The 23513-nt window shown below is 55.1% G+C and carries 21 protein-coding genes; all 21 read left to right on the top strand.

Annotated elements, in window-relative coordinates; genetic code table 11:
• Positions 1-59: 59 nt before the first annotated feature.
• The 21 genes from ACTQ1N_RS01785 to lgt all read left to right on the top strand — a co-directional run bounded on the left by ACTQ1N_RS01785 (position 60) and on the right by lgt (position 23476).
• Positions 60-404: a hypothetical protein gene (locus ACTQ1N_RS01785; protein WP_320808523.1), complete on the top strand. Its 345-nt coding sequence runs from the start codon at positions 60-62 to the stop codon at positions 402-404.
• Positions 401-1600: a cation:proton antiporter gene (locus ACTQ1N_RS01780; RefSeq protein ID WP_441954056.1), complete on the top strand. Its 1200-nt coding sequence runs from the start codon at positions 401-403 to the stop codon at positions 1598-1600. The genes ACTQ1N_RS01785 and ACTQ1N_RS01780 overlap by 4 nt, the downstream gene beginning before the upstream one ends.
• Positions 1601-1850: 250 nt before the next feature.
• Positions 1851-3353: a UDP-N-acetylmuramoyl-L-alanyl-D-glutamate--2,6-diaminopimelate ligase gene (locus tag ACTQ1N_RS01775; RefSeq protein ID WP_441954054.1), complete on the top strand. Its 1503-nt coding sequence runs from the start codon at positions 1851-1853 to the stop codon at positions 3351-3353.
• A gap of 28 nt (positions 3354-3381) precedes the next feature.
• Positions 3382-5595: a replication restart helicase PriA gene (gene priA / locus ACTQ1N_RS01770; protein WP_441954052.1), complete on the top strand. Its 2214-nt coding sequence runs from the start codon at positions 3382-3384 to the stop codon at positions 5593-5595.
• A gap of 76 nt (positions 5596-5671) precedes the next feature.
• Positions 5672-6169, top strand: a complete 498-nt coding sequence (gene def, locus ACTQ1N_RS01765) for a peptide deformylase (RefSeq protein ID WP_441954050.1) — start codon at positions 5672-5674, stop codon at positions 6167-6169.
• A gap of 4 nt (positions 6170-6173) precedes the next feature.
• Positions 6174-7277 carry a methionyl-tRNA formyltransferase gene (fmt, locus tag ACTQ1N_RS01760; RefSeq protein WP_441954146.1) on the top strand — a complete coding sequence of 368 codons (1104 nt, stop codon included), beginning with the start codon at positions 6174-6176 and terminating at the stop codon, positions 7275-7277.
• A gap of 26 nt (positions 7278-7303) precedes the next feature.
• On the top strand, positions 7304-8014 hold the full coding sequence (locus tag ACTQ1N_RS01755) for a zinc metallopeptidase (RefSeq protein ID WP_441954048.1): 711 nt from the start codon (positions 7304-7306) through the stop codon (positions 8012-8014).
• Positions 8015-8078: 64 nt separating this feature from the next.
• Entirely contained in the window at positions 8079-9428 is a 1350-nt protein-coding gene (gene rsmB / locus ACTQ1N_RS01750) for a 16S rRNA (cytosine(967)-C(5))-methyltransferase RsmB (protein ID WP_441954046.1), read from the top strand.
• An 85-nt stretch (positions 9429-9513) separates the two neighbouring features.
• Entirely contained in the window at positions 9514-10629 is a 1116-nt protein-coding gene (gene rlmN, locus ACTQ1N_RS01745; protein ID WP_441954044.1) for a 23S rRNA (adenine(2503)-C(2))-methyltransferase RlmN, read from the top strand.
• Entirely contained in the window at positions 10586-11317 is a 732-nt protein-coding gene (locus tag ACTQ1N_RS01740; protein ID WP_441954042.1) for a Stp1/IreP family PP2C-type Ser/Thr phosphatase, read from the top strand. Before rlmN ends, ACTQ1N_RS01740 begins: the two co-directional genes overlap by 44 nt.
• A gap of 10 nt (positions 11318-11327) precedes the next feature.
• A complete protein-coding gene (pknB, locus tag ACTQ1N_RS01735; protein WP_441954040.1) occupies positions 11328-13532 on the top strand; it encodes a Stk1 family PASTA domain-containing Ser/Thr kinase in 2205 nt (734 codons plus the stop codon).
• Positions 13529-14410 (top strand): ribosome small subunit-dependent GTPase A, encoded by an 882-nt coding sequence (gene rsgA / locus ACTQ1N_RS01730; protein ID WP_441954038.1) that lies wholly within the window; start codon positions 13529-13531, stop codon positions 14408-14410. Before pknB ends, rsgA begins: the two co-directional genes overlap by 4 nt.
• On the top strand, positions 14407-15084 hold the full coding sequence (gene rpe / locus ACTQ1N_RS01725; protein WP_441954036.1) for a ribulose-phosphate 3-epimerase: 678 nt from the start codon (positions 14407-14409) through the stop codon (positions 15082-15084). The genes rsgA and rpe overlap by 4 nt, the downstream gene beginning before the upstream one ends.
• 83 nt (positions 15085-15167) lie before the next feature.
• Positions 15168-15971, top strand: coding sequence for a thiamine diphosphokinase (locus tag ACTQ1N_RS01720; RefSeq protein ID WP_441954034.1), 804 nt, complete (start codon positions 15168-15170; stop codon positions 15969-15971).
• 243 nt (positions 15972-16214) lie between these two features.
• The gene (locus ACTQ1N_RS01715) at positions 16215-17156 is read left to right on the top strand and encodes an ABC transporter ATP-binding protein (protein ID WP_441954032.1); all 942 of its coding nucleotides are present in this window, start codon (positions 16215-16217) and stop codon (positions 17154-17156) included.
• On the top strand, positions 17153-18331 hold the full coding sequence (locus ACTQ1N_RS01710) for an ABC transporter permease (RefSeq protein WP_441954030.1): 1179 nt from the start codon (positions 17153-17155) through the stop codon (positions 18329-18331). The genes ACTQ1N_RS01715 and ACTQ1N_RS01710 overlap by 4 nt, the downstream gene beginning before the upstream one ends.
• Positions 18318-19496, top strand: coding sequence for an ABC transporter permease (locus tag ACTQ1N_RS01705; RefSeq protein WP_441954028.1), 1179 nt, complete (start codon positions 18318-18320; stop codon positions 19494-19496). Before ACTQ1N_RS01710 ends, ACTQ1N_RS01705 begins: the two co-directional genes overlap by 14 nt.
• Positions 19489-20526: a sensor histidine kinase gene (locus tag ACTQ1N_RS01700; RefSeq protein ID WP_441954026.1), complete on the top strand. Its 1038-nt coding sequence runs from the start codon at positions 19489-19491 to the stop codon at positions 20524-20526. Before ACTQ1N_RS01705 ends, ACTQ1N_RS01700 begins: the two co-directional genes overlap by 8 nt.
• Positions 20492-21133, top strand: coding sequence for a response regulator (locus ACTQ1N_RS01695; protein WP_441954024.1), 642 nt, complete (start codon positions 20492-20494; stop codon positions 21131-21133). Before ACTQ1N_RS01700 ends, ACTQ1N_RS01695 begins: the two co-directional genes overlap by 35 nt.
• A 357-nt stretch (positions 21134-21490) precedes the next feature.
• Complete coding sequence (gene ychF / locus ACTQ1N_RS01690; protein WP_441954022.1) at positions 21491-22588, top strand: redox-regulated ATPase YchF; 1098 nt, start codon at positions 21491-21493, stop codon at positions 22586-22588.
• 3 nt (positions 22589-22591) lie between these two features.
• Positions 22592-23476 (top strand): prolipoprotein diacylglyceryl transferase, encoded by an 885-nt coding sequence (lgt, locus tag ACTQ1N_RS01685; RefSeq protein ID WP_441954020.1) that lies wholly within the window; start codon positions 22592-22594, stop codon positions 23474-23476.
• Positions 23477-23513: the final 37 nt, after the last annotated feature.

Genomic DNA, 23513 nt, shown 5'->3' with positions numbered 1-23513 from the left:
GAAAGTGGCACGTGCTAGTATAAACATAACGATATTCTTGAAAAGCAAGGAGCGCAGTCATGAAACTGGTCGTGATTGTATTGAACAAGCTTGAGTGCATGGAGGATCTTCTGTCGGAGTTTTCTGCCAGACATCTGCAGGGAGCGACGATCCTGAGTTCCCACGGAATGATGCAGGAGCTCAACGAGGAAGACGAGCTTCGCTTTGTCCTGTCTCTCCGGAATGTCCTGAATCCGGCACACAAGGAGAACAGGACGATTTTCATGGCTGCGACGGATGACAAGGTCCCGAGCATCATCGAGGCGGTCAACAAGGTGACGGGAGGACTGGAGCACGGAGATACCGGCATCCTCTTCACGCTGCCGATCGAGCATCTGGAAGGGTTCAAGGTAAAAGAATCATGACACCGGATCTGAATGTCCTTGCCAATCTTGGCATTATGGTTCTGTCTGGTATATTTATGGGAAGGCTGATGAAGCACCTCAGGCTTCCGAATGTAACAGGGTACCTGATCGCCGGACTTCTGCTTGGACCGTATTTCCTGCCGGCGCTGGGAATCCCGTTCTCGGTGCTGTCCGAGTCATTCATCAATAATATGACGATCATCCCGGAGGTTGCGCTGGGATTCATTGCGTTCTCGATTGGCAATGAATTCAAGCGGTCATATTTCCGGCAGGTCGGAACAGCGCCTGTCATCATTGCCTGCCTCGAATCTTTGTTTGCCGTCGTGTTTGTTGCAGGAATGATGATTCTGACGGGGTATTCCGTCCCGTTTTCTCTTGTCCTGGGATCCATCGCGGCAGCGACCGCTCCGGCCTCTACGATCATGGTCATCAATCAGTACAGGGCAAGGGGACCGGTGACGAAGACCCTGCTCTCCGTTGTCGCACTCGATGATGCGATTGCGCTGGTCCTGTTTTCTGTCTGTATGGCAGCCGCGCAGTCCATCAAGGGTGGGGCAGCCAATCTGGCCTGGGCTATTTTTCAGCCTGTTCTGGAGATCTTCGGAGCCCTGGCGCTCGGAATTCTGCTTGGTGTCCTGATGCTGATTCCAATGCGCCGTTTCCATAAGCATGGAAACAGGCTTGCACTTGTGTGCGGCTTTGTCTTTTTGGGAATCGGACTGGCAGACCGGTTCGGGCTCAGTTCGCTGATGCTGTGCATGGGGATGGGAGCGGCCGTAGCGAATCTCTCCAGGGAAGCGAACAGCATTCTGGATGTGGCGGAATCCATCACGGCACCCATCTATATTCTGTTCTTTGTCGCGTCTGGTGCCGGTCTTCAGGTGAAAATGCTCGGAAAGATCGGACTGATCGGGGTCATATATATTGTCTTCCGTTTCCTGGGCAAATGGTTCGGCTCCTGGCTTGGCGGCCGGATCGGTCATGCGGGCAGAAATGTCAGTCATTATCTGGGACCCTGTCTTCTGCCGCAGGCTGGTGTGGCGATCGGACTGACACTGGTGGCGGGGAATGTCGTCCCGAAGTATGCGGCACAGATCCGGGCGGTTGTGCTTGCCGGGACGCTGGTCTATGAGCTGGCGGGACCTGCCTTGACAAAGATGAGTCTGGTCAGGGCCGGAGAGATCAGATCCAGCTGAGAATGCATTTCTGCAAAAATCGGAGGAGCCGGGGAGAGGCGAAGGATGCCGCTCCTGCAGGCTCCCTTTTTGGCTGTTTCGGACAAAGGCCAGTTTGATGTGCGGGATTCCGCCTGTATTCCGGCAGTTGAGCGGCAGCAGGCGGGATGCTATAATGAGGGGAAAGTTCTGCAATTTTCATGGAACTGATGCAGGGCAGCGCTGACGATCTTCGTCAGCGGAGGCCGGATTGATAAGAGGAGAAAGTCGAATGGCAGACTATAAACTGAAGGAACTTCTGAAGGATGTCCCGTATCAGGTGCTCTGCGGAGAGGATGGGACAACGGTCACGGAGATCGTGAATGATTCCAGAAAGGCCAGAGAGGGTGTTGTCTTTGTCTGTATCAAGGGGGCAGTTGCGGACGGTCATAAATACATCCCGGATGTGCTGAAAAAGAATGTTGCCGCGATCATTGTAGAAGACGAGGTCGACCTGAAGGCGTACGGAACCGATGCGGATGGTGTGACATTTATCAAGACAGATGATACCCGGATTGCGATGGCACGTATGGCGGCTGTCTATTATGGCAATCCATCCTCGAAGCTGAAGATGATCGGTGTGACCGGGACGAAGGGCAAGACCACGACGACCTATATGGTCAAGGCCATTCTCGAGCAGGCCGGTTACAAGGTCGGGCTGATCGGAACGATTGAGACATTGATCGGATCGGAGCAGATCCCAAGTGCCAACACGACGCCGGAGTCCCTGACGCTTCAGGGGTATCTGGCGCGGATGGTGAAGGCGGGCTGCCAGGTTGTCGTGATGGAGGTTTCCTCGCAGGCGCTGATGCTTCACAGAGTCGAGGGAATCGAGTTTGATATCGGTGTCTTCACGAATATCTCCGCAGACCATATCGGGCCGGGGGAGCACTCGTCCTTTGACGATTACATGGAATGCAAGAGCAGGCTGTTTCGGATGTGCAAAGTCGGCATCTTCAATGGAGATGATATTCACCTCGGCAGGATTCTGGAGAGACATACCTGCAGTGTTGAGACGTTCGGCCTGAAGGAGACGGACAATCTTTATGCAGAGAATGGAAAGCTGATCTATCATCCGGGATATCTCGGGACGTCCTTTGACGTGAAGGGGGAGCTGAACTTCCATGTTGTGACGGACATTCCGGGACGGTTCAGTGTCTACAATGCGCTCTGCGCCATTGCAATCTGCAGGCACTTTGACGTGAAGGAGGATGATTACCTGAAGGCGTTGAAGGATGTCCGCGTCAAGGGGCGCGTGGAGATGGTCAAGGTCAGCGATGACTTTATCCTGCTGATTGACTATGCGCACAACGCAATGGCGCTCTCCAGCATCCTGACGACCTTGAGAGAATACCATCCTGGCAGACTGGTCTGCGTGTTCGGCTGCGGCGGAAACCGCGCCAGAGCAAGGCGGTACGAGATGGGTGAGGTATCCGGCAGGATGGCAGATTTTACGATCATCACGTCCGACAATCCAAGGTATGAGAATCCGGAGGCGATCATGGATGACATCGAGGTCGGCATAAAGAAGACGACCGGAAAATACATCCGGATTACGGACCGGAAGGAAGCGATCGCCTATGCCATCCATCACGGAAAGCCAGGCGACATCATTGTGCTGGCCGGCAAGGGGCACGAGGACTACCAGGAGATCAACGGGAAGAAATACCCGATGGATGAGCGGGTGCTGATCCGGGATATCCTGGCGGAGGATGAAAAAGACAAAGGCGTGTAACTGCCCGGGCAGATGAGTCAGGAGGGCTATGAGGTTCGCAGATGTGATCGTGGATATTTCCGCCCATGCGCTGGACCGGAGCTTTCAGTACCGGGTGCCGGAGGGACTCGCCGGCAGCTGCGATGTCGGCACGCTTGTTTCGGTTCCGTTCGGAAAACGGATGGTGACCGGCTATATTGTGGGATTCTCAGACACCCCAAAGATTGAGGAAGAAAAAATCAGGCCGCTTGCGCGGGTTGACAATGAGGCGACAAGCGAGGAGAGCCGGCTGACCGGACTGGCGGTCTGGATCAGGGACCGGTATGGCAGTACCTTCCTGCAGGCGCTCCGCACGGTTCTTCCCAGAAAAACAAAGATGAAGGTCCGTCAGCAGAAGCGGGTGACGCTGGCGGTTTCTGCAGATGGAGCCCGGCGTGCGGCTGCCGCCTGCCGGGTAAAGAAGCAGAAGGCACGCGAGCGTCTTCTGGCAGCCCTTTCGGAGGAAGAGACCCTTCCCTGGGAGGTTGTCACACAGAAGCTGAATGTAACGCCGGCGGTTGTCCGGGCTCTGGCGCAGAAAGGGTTCGTCCGGGTAGAGAGTGAGGACGCATACCGGACTCCGAAGCTGCCGGAGGCCTTTTCTCACAAGGGCGTCACACTGAATGAAGAGCAGGAGAAAATCGTCCGTGCAATCTGCGGTACCTGGGAAGAGAATCCGGAAGGAAGGTATCTGATCCGGGGCGTGACCGGATCCGGGAAGACGGAGGTCTATATTGAACTGATCGCCTGCGCGGTGGAACACGGTCAGCAGGCGATTGTGCTGATTCCCGAGATCGCGCTGACCTACCAGACCCTGATGCGGTTTTACCACCGCTTCGGTGACCGGGTTTCCATCATTCATTCGAAGATGAGCGCCGGCGAGCGGTCTGACCAGTTTGAGCGGGCACGCCGCGGAGAGATTGACGTGATGATCGGACCCCGGTCGGCGCTGTTCACGCCGTTCGAGCACCTGGGCATCATTGTGATTGATGAGGAGCACGAGGAAAGCTACAGGAGCGGGCAGGCGCCGCGCTACCATGCGCGCGACGTGGCGTTCCGGCGGGGAGAAATGGAGAAGGCGAAGGTTGTCCTGGGCTCCGCGACGCCTTCGCTCGAGGCTTCTTATGCGGCGGAGCGGGGCCTTCTGAAGGAATTCCGGCTGACACAGCGGGCAGGAGGATCGGTGCTTCCACAGGTCGAGATTGTGGATCTGAGGAAGGAGAGGGGAGTCAGCGACCGTACCATGATCGGGCAGAGACTTCGCGATGCCATTCAGGAGACACTGAGGCGGCATGAGCAGGCCATGCTGTTTCTGAACAGAAGAGGCGTGGCTTCATTTATCACCTGCAGAGCCTGCGGAGAGGTCCTGAAGTGTCCGCACTGCGATGTGGCTCTGACGCTGCATGGAAGAGACCGGCTGGTCTGCCACTATTGCGGATATCAGACAAGTCTGCCGGGTACATGTCCGTCCTGCGGAAGCCCGTTTCTCAGGACGTTCAAGGCAGGGACAGAGCAGATCGAGCGTGAAGTCCGTCAGCTGTTTCCTTCCGCCGCCGTCCTCCGGATGGACAAGGACACGACGTCAGGGAAGGATGGACAGCTGGAAATCCTGTCAAAGTTTGCATCCCATGAGGCAGATATCCTGATCGGAACGCAGATGATCGTCAAGGGACATGACTTCCCGGATGTGACGCTGATGGGGATCCTTGCAGCGGATCTTTCCCTGAATGTGCCGGATTTCAGGGCGGCCGAGCGGACCTTTCAGCTTCTGACGCAGGCAGCGGGAAGAGCGGGACGTGCGGAAAAGCCGGGCAGGGTGCTGATTCAGACGTATCAGCCTGACCATTATGCGATCCAGTGCGCAGCCCGGCAGGACTACGACAGCTTCTACCGCAGGGAGATGCATTACCGGGCGCTCTCGGGGTATCCGCCGGCAGGCGGCCTGCTGCAGGTGCATCTGTCCTGCGCGGACAAGGAACAGCTTGAAGCTGCTGCCGCCCACCTGCGGGGACTGCTTGACCGCATTCTCAGCAACGTGACGACTGCGGTCGTGCTGGGACCCTCAGATGAGGCCGTGGGGAAGATTGCCGATATCTACCACATGGCCATCTATCTGAAGTGCCCGGACAGACGGGTGCTGCGTGTGTCAAAGGACAGGATGGAGCGCTATATCGGCGCAAATGAAGGGTTCCGGGCGGTTGATATTCAGTTTGACGCAGACTAGAAAGCAGCCCGTCTGGAACAGGTGGAGAATGGAAACCGGACGACAGCGTGCCGGATAGAAGGAAAGGATGAGAGATATGGCTCTGAGACAGATTCGTACCCTCGGCGACGAGGTATTGACAAAGAAGTGCCGCGAGGTGAAGGAGATGACTCCGCGGCTCCGCACACTTGCATCTGATATGCTGGAGACGATGTATCATGCGGAGGGCGTGGGGCTGGCGGCTCCGCAGGTTGGCGTTCTGAGACGAATCGTCGTGATCGATGTCGGGGAGGGACCGGTGACGCTGGTGAACCCGGTGGTTGTGGAGCAGGATGGAGAGCAGACCGGATCGGAGGGCTGCCTGTCGGTTCCGGGAAAGGCCGGACAGGTCACGCGCCCGGAGCATGTGATTGTGAAGGCGCTTGATCTCGACATGAAGGAAATCACGGTCGAGGGACGGGATCTGTTCGCCAGAGCCCTCTGCCATGAAATTGACCATCTCGATGGTGTGATGTACATATCCAAGGTAGAAGGAGAACTGTACAGCACACAGCCGCAGGAAGAGGATGAAGAAGACGAAGATGAGGACGTCTGAAAATATGGGAACAGGAGAACATTCTGCCGGAAAGCCTGCCCCGCAGTGTCAGGTCGTATTCATGGGAACACCGGATTTCGCATCCGGGATTCTGGAGGCGCTGATACAGTCTGAATACCATGTCATGGCGGTCTTTACGCAGCCAGACAGGCCCAAAGGACGCGGGAAAGGTGTTCAGTTCTCGCCGGTCAAGGAGACGGCGATGCGCCACGGGATCGAGGTGTTTCAGCCTGTAAGGATCAGGCAGGAGGAGAACGTGGAGCTGCTCCGCCGCCTTCGGCCGGATTTTATCGTTGTAGCGGCGTTTGGACAGATCATCCCGCAGGCGATACTCGACATCCCGCCGTATGGCTGCCTGAATGTCCACGCCTCTCTTCTTCCAGCGTGGAGAGGAGCGGCTCCGATTCAGTGGTCGATCATCAGCGGAGATACAAAGACCGGTGTGACAATCATGAAGATGAACGCCGGCCTGGACACCGGCGATATTATCAGCCAGGAGGCCGTCCGGATCCGAGAGGACGAGACGGGCGGGAGCCTGTTCGACCGTCTGATGCCCGTCGGGGCGGAGCTTCTGCTCAGGACGATGCGGGAGATCGAAGCCGGAAGAGCCGTCTTAAAGCCGCAGCCGGAGAAAAGCACAACGCCGTATGCGTCGATGCTGACAAAAAAGAGCGGGCTGGTGGACTGGACGAAGCGCGCAGATGAAATTGAACGCATGATTCGCGGGCTGTCCCCGTGGCCGAGCGCCTATACCTTCGAGCACGGCAAGATGCTGAAAATCTGGAAGGCGGAAGTTGTCCGCCCTGTGACAGACGTTGAAGCTGCCTCAGACAGGGAGCAGGAGAACTTGCATCCGGAAGCCGTGCAGGAGCCGTACGCACAGGGGAAAGACGCCGTTCAGGAGGCTGCCTGGGATGGAAAGGATGCTGCGCCGAATGGTGCCGGGGCGGGAACGATCGTCAGGGTGACGAAGACGGAACTCGTCGTGCAGACCGGATACGGTCAGCTTTCACTTCTCGAGCTGCAGCCGGAAGGCAAGAAGAGGATGGCTGTGGACGCGTTTCTCAGAGGATACAGACAGAGCGAGGGCGAAAGGCTCGGATACTGAAACGACAGCTGAAAGGAGAAATTGGCATGTACGGTTATGGCGGATATCCCATCTACTTTGACTGGACGTATCTGCTGGCGATTCTTGGCCTTGTGCTGACGATGATCGCAAGCGGACAGGTCAGAAGCACATTTGCCAGGTACCAGAAGGTGAAGAGCCGGTCCGGGCTGACGGGGGCGATGGCAGCCCGGATGATTCTTGATTCGCAGGGACTGGAGAACGTCGCGATCGAGCATGTGTCGGGCAGTCTGACGGACCATTATGATCCGAGGACGAAGACGCTCCGGCTGTCTGATTCAACCTATTCCTACAGTTCCGTTGCGGCGATCTGCGTGGCAGCGCATGAGAGCGGACACGCAGTTCAGGACAAGGTCCACTATGGGCCGCTTGTGCTCAGAAGCACACTGGTTCCGGCTGCACAGTTCGGATCCTCCCTGTCATGGCCGATTTTTATCTTCGGGCTGATCTTCTCGCTTCAGCCGCTGATCACCGCAGGCATTGTCCTGTTCATGGTGGCTGTGCTGTTCCAGCTGATCACGCTTCCGGTGGAGTTCAATGCCTCCCACAGGGCACTTGAAATTCTGAAATCCAGCCAGCTTATTCCGGAGGATGAACTTGAAGGCGGCCGTCAGGTTCTGAGAGCGGCGGCGATGACCTATGTCGCAGCGCTTGCCGCGTCGATCCTGCAGCTTCTGCGTCTTCTGATTCTGGCAAATGACAGAAGGGACAGACGGTAACCGATAAGCCGGGCGGTCAGGCCCGGAAGATGCTGCTGACAACAACAGGGGACATAGCAAAGACATGGGAGTGAATATCCGTGCGCTGATCCTGGATGTGCTGATGGAGGTGACCGAGGGGGAAGCCTACAGCCATATTGCACTGAGGGATACGCTTGAAAAATATGAATATCTTGACAAGAGGGACCGGGCATTCATTTCCCGGGTCACGGAGGGAACGCTCGAGAATCTGATTCAGATTGACTATATCATCGAGTGCTTCTCGAAGGTGCCGATCTACAATATGAAGCCGCTGATCCGCAATCTGCTCCGCATGTCAGTCTATCAGCTGAAATGGATGGACGCGGTCCCGGATTCGGCGGTTGTCAATGAGGCTGTGAAAATTGCGCAGAAACGCGGCTTCTTCAATCTGAAGGGGTTTGTGAACGGGGTCCTGAGGGCCTGCGCACGCGGGCTGGACGGGGTGACTTATCCGTCGGCGGATGCAAGTCCGCTGGAGTATCTGTCGGTGCGTTATTCCATGCCGCAGTGGATTCTGACGAAGTGGCTGTACCAGTTTTCTTTTGAGGATGTCGAGAAGATGTGTGCCTCCTTCCAGACGGAGCGCCCGATCACGGTCCGTGTCCGGACGCAGCAGGTGTCGAAGGAGGAGATCATACAGTCGCTCGTCTCAGAAGGCGTGACTGTATTGCAGCATCCCTATCTGGACTATGCGCTGAAGCTCACCGGGGTCAATTATCTGCAGTCTCTCACGGCGTTTCGGAACGGCTGGATCTATGTCCAGGATGTCAGTTCCATGCTGGTGACGGAGATTGCTGCCCCGAACTGGGGCGATTACTGCATCGATGTCTGTGCCGCTCCGGGCGGTAAAAGCCTTCATCTTTCTGACCGCCTCAAGGGAAGCGGATACGTGGAGGCACGGGACATCTCTGAGAAGAAGGTCGATCTGATGCAGGAGAACATCGATCGGCTAGGCGTGATCAACATGCAGGCGGCGCTGAAGGATGCGATGAAGTACGATGAAAAGTCTTTTCAGAAGGCGGACATCGTGCTCTGCGATGTGCCCTGCTCCGGACTGGGTGTGATCGGAAAAAAGCAGGATATCAAGTATAAGATGAACCCGACGCGGCTTGAGGAGCTGGTGCGGATTCAGCAGCGGATCCTGAGCGTCTCTCAGAATTATGTAAAGCCGGGCGGCGTGATGGTTTTCTCGACCTGCACCATCGGTGCGGAGGAAAACCAGATGAATCTGCAGTATGTGCTGGACCATTTTCCGTTCCGGCTTGAATCGATCGACCCGTACATTCCGGAGGTGCTGCGGGGCAGGACGACCGCAGGCGGGTATCTCCAGCTTCTGCCGGGGGTTCATGACTGCGACGGCTTCTTCCTGGCGCGCCTGCGCCGGGAAGGATAAACCTGTGGTCGGGTATCTGTGTGCTGCGGGCTTAGGCGCACCTGCGCCGGGAAATAGGCATGTGTGGAAACTGAGAAGGGGACAGATGGAAGAATACAGCGCAGAACAGGAGCAGAAAAAGGAAGATGGAAAGCGGGACCTGCTCTCGATGTATCCGGCGGAGCTTGAGGCCCTTATGACAGAGATTTCGGAGAAAAAATTCCGGGCAGGACAGATCTATGACTGGCTGCATGTACAGCACGTGACGTCCATTTCCCAGATGACGAACCTGTCAAAGCTGCTGCGGGAAAAGCTGGAGGCACTGGCCTGTATTGACGAGCCGGAGCCTGTTGAGGTGCTGACCAGCAGGCTGGACGGCACGAAGAAATATCTGTTCCGGATGAAGGATGGGAATGTCATCGAGTCTGTTCTGATGAGGTACAGCTACGGACTTTCTGTCTGCATCTCGTCTCAGGTGGGGTGCAGCATGGGATGCCGGTTCTGCGCTTCCACAATCGGAGGGCGGATCCGCAATCTGACTGCATCGGAGATGCTGGGGCAGGTGCTTCAGATCAGTCGCTTGGAGGGAGCGCGTATCTCACATGTTGTGATTATGGGCAGCGGGGAGCCGCTTGACAATTATGACAATCTGGTCCGCTTCCTGAGAATCATCGGAGATCCGGACGGGGAACGCCTGAGCCTGAGGGACATCACCGTCTCGACCTGCGGGATTGTGCCGAACATCTACCGCCTTGCGGAGGAAGGACTGCCGGTGACGCTCGCGCTCTCCCTTCATGCCTCCGGGCAGAAGGAGCGGGAGACACTGATGCCGATTGCGAAGAAGTACGAGATCCACGCTGTCATTGATGCCGTGAAGGCTTATTTTGAGAAGACAAAGCGTCGGATTACGTTTGAATACAGCTGTGTGAGAGGGGTCAATACATCGGCAGCTGACGCGGATCGGCTGGCGGGCCTGCTGAAGGGGCTGAACTGCCATGTCAACCTGATCCCTGTCAACCCGGTCAGGGAGCGGGAATTCACGGAACCTGACAGAGGTGAGATTGAGGCTTTCCGGAGAATGCTTGAAAAAAAGGGGATTCATGTTACCATCAGAAGAGAACTGGGCCGTGACATTTCGGCTTCGTGCGGCCAGCTGAGGAGGAGTTACCTGAAGGATCATGGAGACATATTGCCAGACAGATGTCGGATTAAAACGAAATAGCAATCAGGACTTTGTCTATGCCTCCGACCAGAAGGTAGGACGGCTTCCGTCCCTGCTCATTGTTGCGGACGGGATGGGCGGACACGCGGCCGGTGACCTGGCGTCCAGGGTCTGTGTGGAGACGTTGGTCAGCAGCATCGAGGGCTCCGGGCAGACGGAGACCATTCCGATCCTTGCGGAGGCGGTTCAGAAGGCAAACCGGGCAGTTCTGAAGAAAGCGGCGGAAAAGCCGGAGTATGCAGGAATGGGGACGACAATCGTGGCTGCGGTGATCGACGGAAATACCCTCTATGTCGCGAATGTCGGAGACAGCAGGCTCTATCTGATCGATGACGACAGAATTGACCAGATTACACTGGACCATTCGCTTGTAGCGGAGATGGTGCGCTCCGGCCGGATATCGCCGGAGCAGATGAGAAACCATCCGGAAAAGAACATCATTACCCGGGCAGTCGGCGGGGAGGAAAACGTGGAGGCGGACTTCTTCGATGTCGGGCTTCACAAGGGCGACGTCGTGCTGCTGTGCTCGGACGGATTGACGAACATGGTGGAGGATGAGCAGATCTTCCGCATCATCAGAAGGGAAAAGACGCTGAGAGATGCCGGACAGAAGCTGATCTCGGCAGCAAATTCGGCAGGAGGCCGCGACAACATATCCGTTGTGCTTGCGCGGCTGACTGATCTATAAGGGCATCCATATGTTGAATGCAGGAGATTCTCTTCAGAATCGATATGAGATAATCAATTGCATAGGATCGGGCGGGATGGCCGATGTCTACAAGGCAAAGGACCACAGGCTGAATCGTTTTGTTGCCATCAAGGTACTCAAGCCGGAGTTCCGCAATGACGCGGAGTTTGTATCGAAGTTCCGCGTGGAAGCACAGGCGGCGGCCGGGCTTTCCCATCCGAACATCGTGAACGTCTATGATGTCGGGATTGAAGGCTCTGTCTACTTCATCGTCATGGAGCTGGTGGAGGGGATCACGCTCAAGGACTACATCCGCAGCAAGGGGCGTCTGTCTGTCCGGGAGATGACCGGCATCTCGCTTCAGATCGCTGCCGGGCTGGAAGCCGCCCACAAGAGCGGCATCATCCATCGGGATATCAAGCCTCAGAATATCATCATATCCACGGACGGGACAGCGAAGGTTGCGGATTTCGGGATTGCGCGGGCAGCGAGTTCCGATACCATTCATCCAAGCGCGATGGGGTCTGTACACTACAGCGCGCCGGAGCAGGCACGGGGCGGGTATTCCGATGCCAGAAGCGACATCTATTCACTTGGAATCACGATGTATGAGATGCTGACGGGAAAGGTACCGTTTGACGGCGACTCAACTGTCGAGGTTGCCCTGAAGCATCTGCAGGAGGACATCGAGTCTCCGAGAAAATATGTACCGGATCTGCCTGTGACGGTGGAACAGATCATACTGAAGTGCACGGAGAAGAATCCTGACCGGCGTTATCAGAATATGACGGAGCTGATCCACGACCTGAAGGAATCGCTGGTCAGTCCGAACGGAGATTTTGTCAGACCGGGCGGTCTGCCGGCGGATGGCATGACGCAGAAGTATTCCCGGGAAGATCTGGAAGAGATCAACAGGAGAGCTTCATGTGAGAACGGCGAAGCCGGAAAGGCACCTTTCCCAGGACTGTTTGACGGAGACTATGACGAGCGGATGAACTACCCGCCGGAGGACGAGGAGGCCGGGGGCTTCTACGGGTCCGGGGAGGAGGACTTCCCGGATGAGGAAGAGGTGCTCCGCGGAAGCCGGAAGAACCAGAGAAAAGCCGGGGAGAAGCGTGAAAAGCACGGTCATGAGAAGCTTGTGGCAGTCCTCTCCGCGCTGGCGGCTCTAGTGGTGGGGCTGACGATCCTGTATCTCGTCCTGCATACCTACGGCCTGATTTCCGGTGGCCAGAAGACCCAGGACGGACAGAGCGAGACCCCGCTGGTGCTGGATCTGACTTCCGATCCGGTCACGGTCCCTGACATCAGGGGGCTGTCCGAGAGTGAGGCGCAGGCAAAGCTCAAGAAGCTCAAGCTGGGATACCGGTATCTGGGAGAAGAGTCGTCGTCTGACTATGCGTCCGGGACGGTCATGAGTCAGAGCAGCGAGCCAGGGACAAAGGTGCAGGCCAACTCCACAATCGGCTACAAGCTGTCAACGGGACCAGCGGATTCCCTGACCGTTCCGGATCTGGCGAAAAAGACACAGAAGGAGGCGGAGAGTGCGCTGGCATCGATGGGGCTGAACGTCTCAGTGGACAATACCCGGTACAGCGATTCGATTGCGGAGGGGCGGGTCATCACGACAAACCCGGGAGCCGGGTCCGCGGTTCATGCGGGGGACACGGTAACCCTCTATATCAGCCAGGGAAAGGATACACAGAGCATTACGGTCCCGGATGTGACGGGAAAGTACAAGGACGATGCTGTCACAATGCTCACGAATTACGGACTGTATGTCTATGTGACCAGCCAGCCGTCCAATACCGTCGGAGAGGGGCTTGTGATCAGTCAGGACCTGAAGGCAGGATCCAGCGTGCAGTCAGGCTCATCGATTACGATCACAGTCTCGAGCGGACCATCCGGACAGAGCGATATTGTCGTGGGCCCCGGTCAGAACAGTGCTTCGTCGTCCCAGACAAAATGGATGTGCAACGCACAGCTCAACGCGCCGCCGAATTATTCCGGCGGAAACGTCCGGATCACACTGAAACAGACAGGCGCTGAGAAAACCATATATGAAGGAGCTGGATCATTTCCGTATATCCTGAATGTCCAGGGAGAGGATGGTGTGTCGACCGGGACGGCCTATGTCTATACACTGGATGACAATGGCAATGTGACCTCGACGACGGAATATGACGGGATCGATTTTACGCAGGTAACAGGATGAAGGGAAAGATTATCCGCGCGGTCGCGGGATACTACTATGTCTTCGGCTATGAGGATGGGCGGACGCATCAGTGCAGGGCAAGGGGCATTTTCCGGAAGGATGGAAGCAAGCCTCTTGTCGGAGATGAGGTGCTCTTTGACCTGACCCATACCGAGGATACGGAAGGGACGGTCGATGAGATTCTGCCGAGAAAGAACAGCCTGATCCGCCCGCCGGTTGCGAATGTCGATCAGGCGCTGATTGTGTTTGCGCTCAAAGACCCGGAGCCAAACCTGTCTTTGCTGGACCGTTTTCTGGTGCTGATGGAGCGGCAGAATATTCCCGCTGTCATCGTGTTCAACAAGGATGACCTGGATGAGAAGGATACGTTTGATGGCATTGCCCGTATCTACAGAGACTGCGGATGCCGGGTGCTTTCGATGAGCATCCGGACGGGAGAAGGCGTGGAGAGGGTCCGGCATCTGTTTGACAATCAGACGACGGTGCTTGCCGGACCGAGCGGTGTCGGGAAATCTTCACTGACGAATCTGCTCTGCCCGGATGCCGGGATGGAGGTCGGGGAGGTCAGCCGCCAGAACCGGCGCGGAAAGCAGACCACCCGGCATGCAGAGCTGTTCCCCTGTGGAAAGGATTCGTTTTTCTTTGATACGCCGGGCTTCTCCAGTCTGTATCTGGATGAGATCAGACCGCAGGAACTGAAGACGTATTTTCCGGAATTTGAAGTCTATGAGCCGTCCTGCCGGTTTGCAGGCTGTCTTCATCTGGCAGAGCCGGACTGCGGCGTCAAGGAGGCCGTCCGGTCGGGAAAGATCAGCAGGGAGCGGTATGACAGCTACAGGAAGCTGTATGTGGAGTTGAAGGAAGGGCGAAAAAGATGAGGTACAGGCTTTCACCGTCGATTCTGGCGGCTGATTTTACAAGACTTGGTGAGGAGATCCAAAGGACCGAGGAGGCTGGAGCGGAATACCTGCACATCGATGTGATGGACGGGTGGTTTGTGCCGTCCATATCCTTCGGGCAGCCTCTTGTCACATCCATCCGGCCGGACAGCCGGCAGTTTTTTGACGTGCATCTGATGGTGCAGGACCCGGAGCGTTATATCGGGGACTTTGCGAAGGCCGGCGCAGATGGGATCACTGTCCATGCAGAAGCCTGCCGGCATCTTGACCGGGCGCTGTCACAGATTCACGAAGCCGGGTGCCGGGCGGGCGTTGCTCTGAATCCGGCGACGCCGCTGTCTGTTCTGGACTATGTGTATCAGAAGACAGACATGATTCTGATCATGACGGTCAACCCGGGATTTGGCGGCCAGAAGCTGATCCCCGAGATGTTCGGAAAAATCCGCACGCTGCGTCAGAGGCTGGACGAGATGGGCCTCGAGACGGACATCGAGGTAGATGGCGGTGTGAACCGTGATACCATCGTCCCGCTTCTGGAGGCAGGAACAAACGTCTGTGTGGCCGGCTCAGCCGTATTCAGGGGCGATATCGGGCAGAATGTCAGGGTGCTGAATGGGCTGCTCGGGGACTATGAGAGAAGACGGGAAAGCTGAAGCAGCGGAGAAGACGCCGGGCAGCAGAAACAGAAATCTCAGGGAAGACGAAGAAGCTTGAAAGAACGGGAAAGAGGACGGAGATGCCTGAGAAGACGGAGAGCGGGCAGTTTGCTGATCAATCAGAAACAGCCGGAAGGGATGACAGGGTCGGAAAGAGGATGACCAGAACCGGGTATGTATTCTGCGGAGGAGATCTATCGGATGTGCTCCTTTTGCCGGTTCTGAGGCTTATTTCCCGGGAGACAAGAGATTCTGTAAGGAAACCATATATCATTGCGGCAGACAGAGGACTGGTGTGCCTCGACCGCCGGGGCGTGGAACCTGACCTTGTCGTCGGTGACTTCGATTCCGCTCCCTCAGGGTTTATCGATGATTATCGAACCAGACATCCGAAGGCAGAAATCCGCTCTTACAACCCGGAGAAGGATTTTACGGATTCCGAGATTGCCGCACGGGCGGCAGTGGATGCCGGCTGCAGCCGGGTCGTGATGATCGGAGCAACCGGAAGCCGCCTTGACCATGTCCTCGGCAACCTGCAGGTTCTGGCTTATCTGATGGAGGCAGGCGTCCGTGGGGAGATCGTGGATCCCTGCAACCGGATCACGCTTCATGGAGGAGCGCAGGGCGGCCAGTTTTCGATCCGGAGGGAAGAACAGTGGGGGAAGTATGTCTCCCTGTTCGCCTTCGGCGGGGATGTCGAGGGGCTGACACTCCATGGCTTTCATTATAATGTGAACAATTTCCGGCTTTCCTCTGTTGGGAGCAGGGCTGTTTCCAACGAGATCGATGCGGACGCAGCCATCATCTCCTTCAGGAAGGGGAAACTGCTGGTGATCGAGTCCAGGGATACACCGGTGGACCGGGCAGAACTTCCCGGCTGCTGACTGAAGAGACCGCCGCTTTCATGATATATTTCATGAAGGCGGCGGCCTTTTTTATTACATATGTCATGTATCTCTGATGACAGACTTCACTGGAAGGCGCTTTGAAAGCGGATTATGATCATAACAGAACCAGAAGCCAGAGTCCGGCTTGTGAAAAGAGGACGATGAACGGATGGAATCACCGATCAATCATGGATGGGAAAGAGCCGAAGGGAAGGCTGGATAAGAGGGGTAGGAAAAGCGATGCGTGAGACTTCTGTACAGGTCCATTCACTGGTGAAACGCTATGGCGAGTTCGTAGCGGTGGATCATTTTTCACTGGATGTCGGAAAGGGGGAGATTCTGGGCCTTCTCGGGCCGAACGGAAGCGGCAAGACGACAACCATCAACTGCATTCTGTCGCTTCTGAGTTATGACAGAGGCAGCATCACCATCTTCGGTGAAAATATGACCCCTGAGCGATATGACATCAAACGGCGTATCGGGGTTGTTCCGCAGAATGTGGCAGTGATGGACAGTCTGACTGTGGAGGAGAACATTGATTTTTTCTGCGGGCTTTATGTGAAGAACCGCAGCAGCCGCAGAACCTGTGTCAGCGACGCACTGGCATTCACAGGGCTTACCGACTACCGGAAACAGAAACCGAAGAAACTGTCAGGCGGCCTTCTCCGGAGACTGAACATTGCATGCGGCATCGCACACAAGCCGGAACTGATTTTTTTTGATGAGCCGACGGTCGCGGTCGATCCGCAGAGCCGGAATGCCATCCTGGAGGGAATCCGGAAGATGAATCAGAATGGCTCTACCATTGTCTATACTTCACACTATATGGAGGAGGTTGAGGAACTCTGCACAAGGATTGTGATTATGGACCATGGGAAAGGGGTGGCAGAGGGCACTGCCGCATCGCTCAAGGCGGGACTGCGGAACAGGGAAACAATCAGAATCCATATGCCGGTACGGCAGGAAGAAGTGCTGCGTGCGGTCCGTGAAGTGAATCATGTTTACCATGTGCAGGCTGAGGATGAAGATATCGTGATCCGATGTGACGGCGGCGAGCACAATCTTGTTCATATCCTGAATGTTCTGGAGGAGAAGAAAGCCGTCTTCGGAAGAGTTACAACAGAGCTTCCGACCCTGAACGATGTCTTCCTGGAAATCACCGGAAAGGAGCTGAGAGAATGATGTTTTTTCACATATTCTGCTATCAGCTGAAGAACCTCTTCCGGAAAAAGTACATCATCGGCTGGAATCTGCTCTTTCCGCTTGTGCTGGCGACGGCATTCTACATTGGCTTCGGTCATATGGTGTCCGAAGATCCGAACTCCTTTCAGACGATCGCAGCAGGGTATGCCGAAGTTCGGTCTGTGCCAGGCCCCTTGGAAGAAGGGACAGGCAGCGGGAATGCAGAGATCTTCCTGAAGGTTCTGGGACAGATTCAGACAGAAGACGGAGAAAATATGATCAGATTGACCCGGTATGACTCAGAGAAGGAAGCACGGGAGGCGCTGCTTGACGGCCAAATCGAGGGGTACTATCTGAATGAAGGCGGAGAACTCTCCCTCCACATCAGGGAGGAAGGAGTAAACAGCACCATTCTGTCGCAGATTCTGAAACAATACCGCTCTGCGTGTACCATGGAGAAGCGGATTGCGGAGAACCATCCCTCCAGGCTGCTGCAGACGATAGCAGGCCTTTCTGTAAGCCGGGAGTATCTGGAAGAATATACTCCTGGCAGGCAGATCTCACCGTATCTGCAGTTTTTCTTTGCGCTCCTGGCGATGTCCTCTATGTATGCGTCCTGGATTGCGACCGCGATGATGGAGTCGATGTGTGCGAATCTGTCAGAGTGCGGGAAACGGTTTGAGAGCTCGGGAGCGGGAAAGTTCCCTTCCATTCTGGCCGGAGCGCTCGCGGGCACAATCTTTCAGACCGTCAGCAATGCCATCACTGTCTTGTACATCGAGTATGTTCTCCGTATCAGCTTCCAGGCACCTTTTCCTGAAATCATGATGATCATGGGGCTGGGGAGCGCTGTGGGAATCGGATTCGGGATTCTGTTCGGGACGCTGTTTCAAAGAGAAGCACTCAGGGTCGTCATTCCGCTGGCCTTTTCCATGGTCAGTTCCTTCTTGTCCGGCCTGATGGTGGGACAGATGAAGCAGCTGGTCGAGAATGCAGTTCCGGTTCTGAACCGGATCAATCCGGCGGCGGTCTTCACGGACAGTCTTTACGTACTGGCAAGCTACGGAAAAAACCGGCAGTACTGGCTGGATGTCCTGTCTATGGCGGGAATGGTGATCGTGACCCTGTCGATCAGCGCAGTGATTCTGAGGAGAAGACAATATGCCAGTATTTAAAGCTGTTTTGAAATCGGTGAAAGCCTACTGGATGACCTTCCTGATCTATTTTCTGGTGTTTGTGTCCTTCGCACCGATGCAGGCAGAGAGTCTGGCAGAACGCAATGAGAAGGTATTTCAGGAAGAAAAGCTGGCTGTGACAGTCATTGACCAGGATGATTCCCTGCTCAGCAGAAGTCTGGCTGATGAGCTGGAGAAGACACAGCAGGTCACCCGGATCCGGGGATCTGTATCCGAAAACGAGATCCGCAGATTGAAGGATGATTTGAATTTCGGGATCAGGGACTATGTCCTGATTCTTCCGGACGGTCTTGGACAGGCGCTGGAGGAAGGACGTACGGATATCCGGCCACGTTTCATGCAAGGAGGAAGCAGCGCAGCAGGGCAGCTGATGACGACCAGAATCGATCAGTATCTGAATCATCTTGCTGTTTATCTGCAAAGCAGCTATAAGATGGAGGATGCGCTGAAGGATACCGCAGCGGATCTTACGTCGGCGGACGAAAGCCGTGTGATTCTGGAACGGCAGGAGGTCAGGCTGACCAGAGCTTCCATTCTCTTCGGTTTCAACGGATACTCGCTGAGCATGATGCTGTGTATTTTCGTCGGCTGTCTGGCGCTGAAGTTCAGACAGAAGGATCTGGCGTCCAGAATCCGTGTCTCCGGACTTTCTTTCTGGAAGCGCAATGGCGGTTTTTTCGGAGCGATTACAGTCATTGGTATTCTGACAGCCCTCCTGATGATTGCTGTGGTTCTTCTGGATGCCTTCCTCCACGGGCAGCATGACGTTCCAGGCCTGCCGCTCTACATCCTCAATACACTGGCTCTGATGTGTGTCGGGCTGGGGCTTGGATACCTGCTCAGCTCGATCGCCCAGAATGACGGATCTGTCAACATGCTGGCTAATATGGCAGTCCTCTCCATGTGTTTCATTTGCGGAGTCTTTGTGGATATTCGCTTTCTGTCCCCGGCTGTCATAAAAGCTGCCCACTTCCTGCCGCTCTACTGGTATAATACAGGAGTGAAAATGATAGCGGAGCATTCTGCTGACGGAAGGGTGGGAGCAGCGTTTATCATGCAACTGGTGATACAGCTTGCTTTTTCGGCAGTCTTCTTTGCCGGAGGACTGATGATCTCAAAGATGAGGGAACGGTATAATGGCTGATGCTGCAATCAGAAGCTTTGCGGCTTTGGAACTGATGGTTCTGATCAACGCAGAGGAGATCACTGCACGGAGTGTAGCGGTCTCTCTCTGTGTTTTCCTGTTTGCAGAATTCAGTGCCCTCGCGGATCGGAAGAAAAGATGGCTGTCTGATTTGTTCCTGGCAGTTTCGTTTGGGGTGACGCTTTCTGCCATCACGGTGGCAGGAATGAGAGGGATCGGCCTGGTCATGTTTGCTGCAGTTCTGTATTCGACCGTTTTTCTCATCTTTTTAAGCAGGAAGGTGTCGGCGCTGCAGGATCGCCTGCACCAGACCTGTGATGACGGGAAGGAGCTGGAAAGACTTCTCAGGACCCAGAACCGGTATCTGATCCATGAACAGGATGCTCAGGTTCGGCTGGCGACAATGTCGGAACGAAACCGGATCGCCCGGGAGATTCACGATAAAGTAGGGCATCTTCTTTCCCGTGCGATTCTTTACCTGGGCGCTGTCAGAACCGTCAACAAGGATGAGACGATGGACAGACAGCTCTCCATTCTGTCGGATACACTCGATGAAGCGATGCAGAAGATGCGGCAGTCCGTCCATGACCTGCACGACGAGTCCATTGATCTGGGCGGGAATCTAGACCATATTTTATCGGAACTCAGGAATTTTTCCGTCGAGCGGGATCTGGATCTGGATCGTGACATTCCGCGTGCATGCAAGCTGGCGATTCTGGGAATCGCAGAAGAGGCTGTCACCAATATCATCAGACATTCCAGCGGAACCCGGGTGCAGGTCATCCTGCATGAAAACCGTGATTTCTGCACTCTTTCCATCTCAGACAACGGGTCAGTATCCGAAGAAACCAGACGGAGAGTCCGGGACGGGCAGACGGATGGCATCGGTCTCTCCAATATACGGGAACGGGCAAGGAGCTGCGGCGGGGATGCTTACTTCTATATGGATGATGGGTTTACGGTGTACGCCAGACTCCCGCTGAGAGGATGTTTGAATGATGGAAGAAAAGAAAAAGGTTCTGATCATTGATGACGATGACCTGATTACCATGTCTCTAGAGATGATTCTTTCAGCAGACCCGGAATTTGAGGTTGTCGGAATAGGGCGCAGCGGTGCGGACGCTGTCCGTTTGTATGGAGAATGCTCTCCGGATATTCTGTTATCTGATATCCGTATGCCTGACATGTCAGGGCTGGACGCGGCGGAAAAGATCCTGTCACGAGATCCGAAAGCTGTCATTCTTTTTCTCACGACCTTTTCAGATGACGAGTATATTGTAAAAGCGCTGCAGCTTGGTGTGAAAGGCTATCTGCTCAAGCAGGATTACCGGTCCCTGACACAGTCTCTCAGGGCAGCATTGAATGGACAGTCTGTTTTCGGAGGAGCCGTGGTGGACAGACTGCCGGTGCTTATGAGGGAGGAACGGAATCCTTTTGACTACAGGTCAAGAGGAATCACGGACAGGGAATATGCTCTGATTCAGCTTGTTGCCGAGGGCGATTCCAACAGAGAAATCGCTGACAGACTGTTCTTGTCGGAAGGAACAGTACGGAACTATCTGTCGCAGATTCTGGAAAAATTGAATCTGAGAGACCGGACGCAGCTGGCAATCTTTTACCTGAAGCACAGCAGGTAATGCGAATCCGATGGCTGCTTTGCCACATGGAGGCGCAAAAAGGTCTGCTGGAAAAGGAAAGCAGCGGCGCCCGGGTATTCCTTTTCTGTCGAAGAGAGCCTCCAGAGCACTGCGGCTCATACCGACAGTGATGCCTCCTGGGAGGGCTCCGTCCAGATCCAGATCGTTTTTACCGATGGAAAGCGAAGTAACCCATGCATTTTCTGGGAATACAGACCATTTTTTCGGGACAGTTGAGGAAATGAGGGCTGTCTGCTATAATGATAAACCGCATTATAAGGTGAATGCAGGAGTAAAAGGTCATCCCTCAGGGTTTTCCGGAGTCTGACCTTTATCAGAAGGAGAGATCAAAAAGCCATGAAATTAGGAATCGTCGGACTTCCGAATGTTGGAAAGAGTACCCTGTTTAATTCCCTGACGAAAGCCGGGGCGGAGGCTGCAAACTATCCGTTCTGCACGATCGACCCGAATGTCGGGGTTGTTGCGGTTCCGGACAAGCGTCTGAAGCTGCTTGGAGACCTGTACCATACGCAGAAGATCACACCTGCGGTCATTGAGTTTGTCGACATTGCGGGACTCGTAAAAGGCGCGTCGAAGGGGGAGGGACTCGGCAATCAGTTCCTTGCGAACATCCGCGAGTGCGATGCGATTGTCCATGTCGTGCGCTGCTTTGAAGATCCGAATGTCATCCATGTGGACGGCAGCGTCGATCCGGTCCGGGATATTGAAACCATCAACCTGGAGCTTATCTTCGCAGATCTGGAAGTGCTTGAGAAGCGGATGAACAAGGTCGGGCGCGCAGCGAGGAATGATAAGGATCAGGCATCAGAGTTTGATCTGCTGAAGCGTCTGAAGGCCCATCTGGAGGACGGAAAGCCTGCGATCTCTTTTGAAACCTCGGATGAGAAAGAGCAGGAATGGATTTCAGAGTATGATCTTCTGACAGCGAAGCCGGTGATCTTTGCGGCGAATGTCGCGGAGGATGACGCGCCGGATGACGGAGCACAGAATCCGTATGTCGCCGCTGTCCGTGAGTATGCAAAAAAGTCCGGTTCTGAGGTCTTCGTCGTCTGCGCAAAGATCGAGGAGGAGATCTCTGAGCTGGAAGATGACGAGAAGCAGGCTTTTCTGGAGGATCTTGGCCTGAAGGAGTCTGGACTTGACAAACTGATTGCAGCCAGCTACAGCCTGCTGGGACTCATGAGTTTCCTCACGGCAGGGGAGAAGGAAGTCCGCGCCTGGACGATCAAAAAAGGAACAAAGGCCCCGCAGGCGGCGGGAAAGATTCACACCGACTTTGAGCGAGGCTTTATCAAAGCGGAGGTTGTGAACTACAAGGATCTTCTGGACTGCGGCTCTCTTACGGCAGCCAGGGAGAAGGGAATTGTCAGAATGGAAGGGAAGGACTATGTCGTCCAGGACGGGGATGTCATTCTGTTCAGATTCAATGTATAAGATATGATGCATGACGATATTGCATTTCCCCATCTTGGGATTTATCTGAATCATGTGATCAAGACGATTACGCTTCCGGGCGGATTCACAGTTGCGATGTACGGGATCACGATGGCGGTCAGTATGCTGGCAGGGCTCTGCCTTGCCATGCGGGTGGCGAAGAAGACGGGACAAAATCCTGACGAATATCTGAACTTTGCGCTGATCGGGATCGTGACAGCGCTCCTTGGTGCACGGATTTACTATGTGGCCTTTACCTGGGATTATTACAGCAGACATCCGCTGGAAATTCTGAACTTCAGGGGCGGGGGACTTGCGCTGTACGGCTCCGTGATTGCGGGTGTGGTGACGATCATCGTGTATGCAAGGGTCAGAAAGCTCAGTCTTCCGCTTATGCTGGATACGGCAAGTACCGGCATGGTTCTGGGGCAGATCATCGGGAGATGGGGAAATTTCTTTAACAGGGAAGCATTTGGCCAGTATTCGGACGGCCTTTTTGCAATGCGTCTTCCAGTAGATGCCGTCCGAGCGGACGAGATTACAGAGCTGATGAAGCAGCATGAATATACGGTCAACGGGGTGACTTATATTCAGGTTCATCCGACCTTTCTCTATGAATCACTCTGGAATATCGGGGTTCTCACAGTTCTTCTGCTGGTTACGTACTCCGGGAAGAAACGGTTTCATGGAGAAATTTTCCTGCTGTATCTGCTCCTTTACAGCGCGGGACGTGCGTGGATCGAGGGGCTTCGCACGGATCAGCTTCGATTTGCGCATACATCCATCGCTGTTTCGCAGCTTTTGGCCTGTATTCTGGTGATCGTCTCAGGCGTCAGCCTGATTGTGCTCTCCAGGAGGAAAAAGGGCAGCCGGAGCAGGAAATCATGATGAGGGAAGAAGAAGTCTGCCGGGCACCCGGAGGATC

This window comes from Porcincola sp. LCP21S3_C12 (genome assembly GCF_052118625.1).
Classification (GTDB): Bacteria; Bacillota; Clostridia; order Lachnospirales; family Lachnospiraceae; genus Porcincola.
Note: the sequence above shows the minus strand (reverse complement) of the source record. Positions and strands in the feature narration are given on the sequence as shown.

What these genes read in the sequence shown, in the direction of transcription:
- ACTQ1N_RS01705 (WP_441954028.1), top strand. Translation starts at nt 18,318, where the DNA reads ATGCCAGTATTTAAAGCTGTTTTGAAATCGGTGAAAGCCTACTGGATG.
- rsgA (WP_441954038.1), top strand. Translation starts at nt 13,529, where the DNA reads ATGAAGGGAAAGATTATCCGCGCGGTCGCGGGATACTACTATGTCTTC.
- ACTQ1N_RS01785 (WP_320808523.1), top strand. Translation starts at nt 60, where the DNA reads ATGAAACTGGTCGTGATTGTATTGAACAAGCTTGAGTGCATGGAGGAT.
- ACTQ1N_RS01700 (WP_441954026.1), top strand. Translation starts at nt 19,489, where the DNA reads ATGGCTGATGCTGCAATCAGAAGCTTTGCGGCTTTGGAACTGATGGTT.
- priA (WP_441954052.1), top strand. Translation starts at nt 3,382, where the DNA reads ATGAGGTTCGCAGATGTGATCGTGGATATTTCCGCCCATGCGCTGGAC.
- ACTQ1N_RS01755 (WP_441954048.1), top strand. Translation starts at nt 7,304, where the DNA reads ATGTACGGTTATGGCGGATATCCCATCTACTTTGACTGGACGTATCTG.
- ACTQ1N_RS01695 (WP_441954024.1), top strand. Translation starts at nt 20,492, where the DNA reads ATGATGGAAGAAAAGAAAAAGGTTCTGATCATTGATGACGATGACCTG.
- fmt (WP_441954146.1), top strand. Translation starts at nt 6,174, where the DNA reads ATGGGAACAGGAGAACATTCTGCCGGAAAGCCTGCCCCGCAGTGTCAG.
- ACTQ1N_RS01775 (WP_441954054.1), top strand. Translation starts at nt 1,851, where the DNA reads ATGGCAGACTATAAACTGAAGGAACTTCTGAAGGATGTCCCGTATCAG.
- rlmN (WP_441954044.1), top strand. Translation starts at nt 9,514, where the DNA reads ATGGAAGAATACAGCGCAGAACAGGAGCAGAAAAAGGAAGATGGAAAG.
- def (WP_441954050.1), top strand. Translation starts at nt 5,672, where the DNA reads ATGGCTCTGAGACAGATTCGTACCCTCGGCGACGAGGTATTGACAAAG.
- ychF (WP_441954022.1), top strand. Translation starts at nt 21,491, where the DNA reads ATGAAATTAGGAATCGTCGGACTTCCGAATGTTGGAAAGAGTACCCTG.
- lgt (WP_441954020.1), top strand. Translation starts at nt 22,592, where the DNA reads ATGATGCATGACGATATTGCATTTCCCCATCTTGGGATTTATCTGAAT.
- ACTQ1N_RS01780 (WP_441954056.1), top strand. Translation starts at nt 401, where the DNA reads ATGACACCGGATCTGAATGTCCTTGCCAATCTTGGCATTATGGTTCTG.
- pknB (WP_441954040.1), top strand. Translation starts at nt 11,328, where the DNA reads ATGTTGAATGCAGGAGATTCTCTTCAGAATCGATATGAGATAATCAAT.
- ACTQ1N_RS01720 (WP_441954034.1), top strand. Translation starts at nt 15,168, where the DNA reads ATGCCTGAGAAGACGGAGAGCGGGCAGTTTGCTGATCAATCAGAAACA.
- ACTQ1N_RS01740 (WP_441954042.1), top strand. Translation starts at nt 10,586, where the DNA reads ATGGAGACATATTGCCAGACAGATGTCGGATTAAAACGAAATAGCAAT.
- ACTQ1N_RS01710 (WP_441954030.1), top strand. Translation starts at nt 17,153, where the DNA reads ATGATGTTTTTTCACATATTCTGCTATCAGCTGAAGAACCTCTTCCGG.
- ACTQ1N_RS01715 (WP_441954032.1), top strand. Translation starts at nt 16,215, where the DNA reads ATGCGTGAGACTTCTGTACAGGTCCATTCACTGGTGAAACGCTATGGC.
- rsmB (WP_441954046.1), top strand. Translation starts at nt 8,079, where the DNA reads ATGGGAGTGAATATCCGTGCGCTGATCCTGGATGTGCTGATGGAGGTG.
- rpe (WP_441954036.1), top strand. Translation starts at nt 14,407, where the DNA reads ATGAGGTACAGGCTTTCACCGTCGATTCTGGCGGCTGATTTTACAAGA.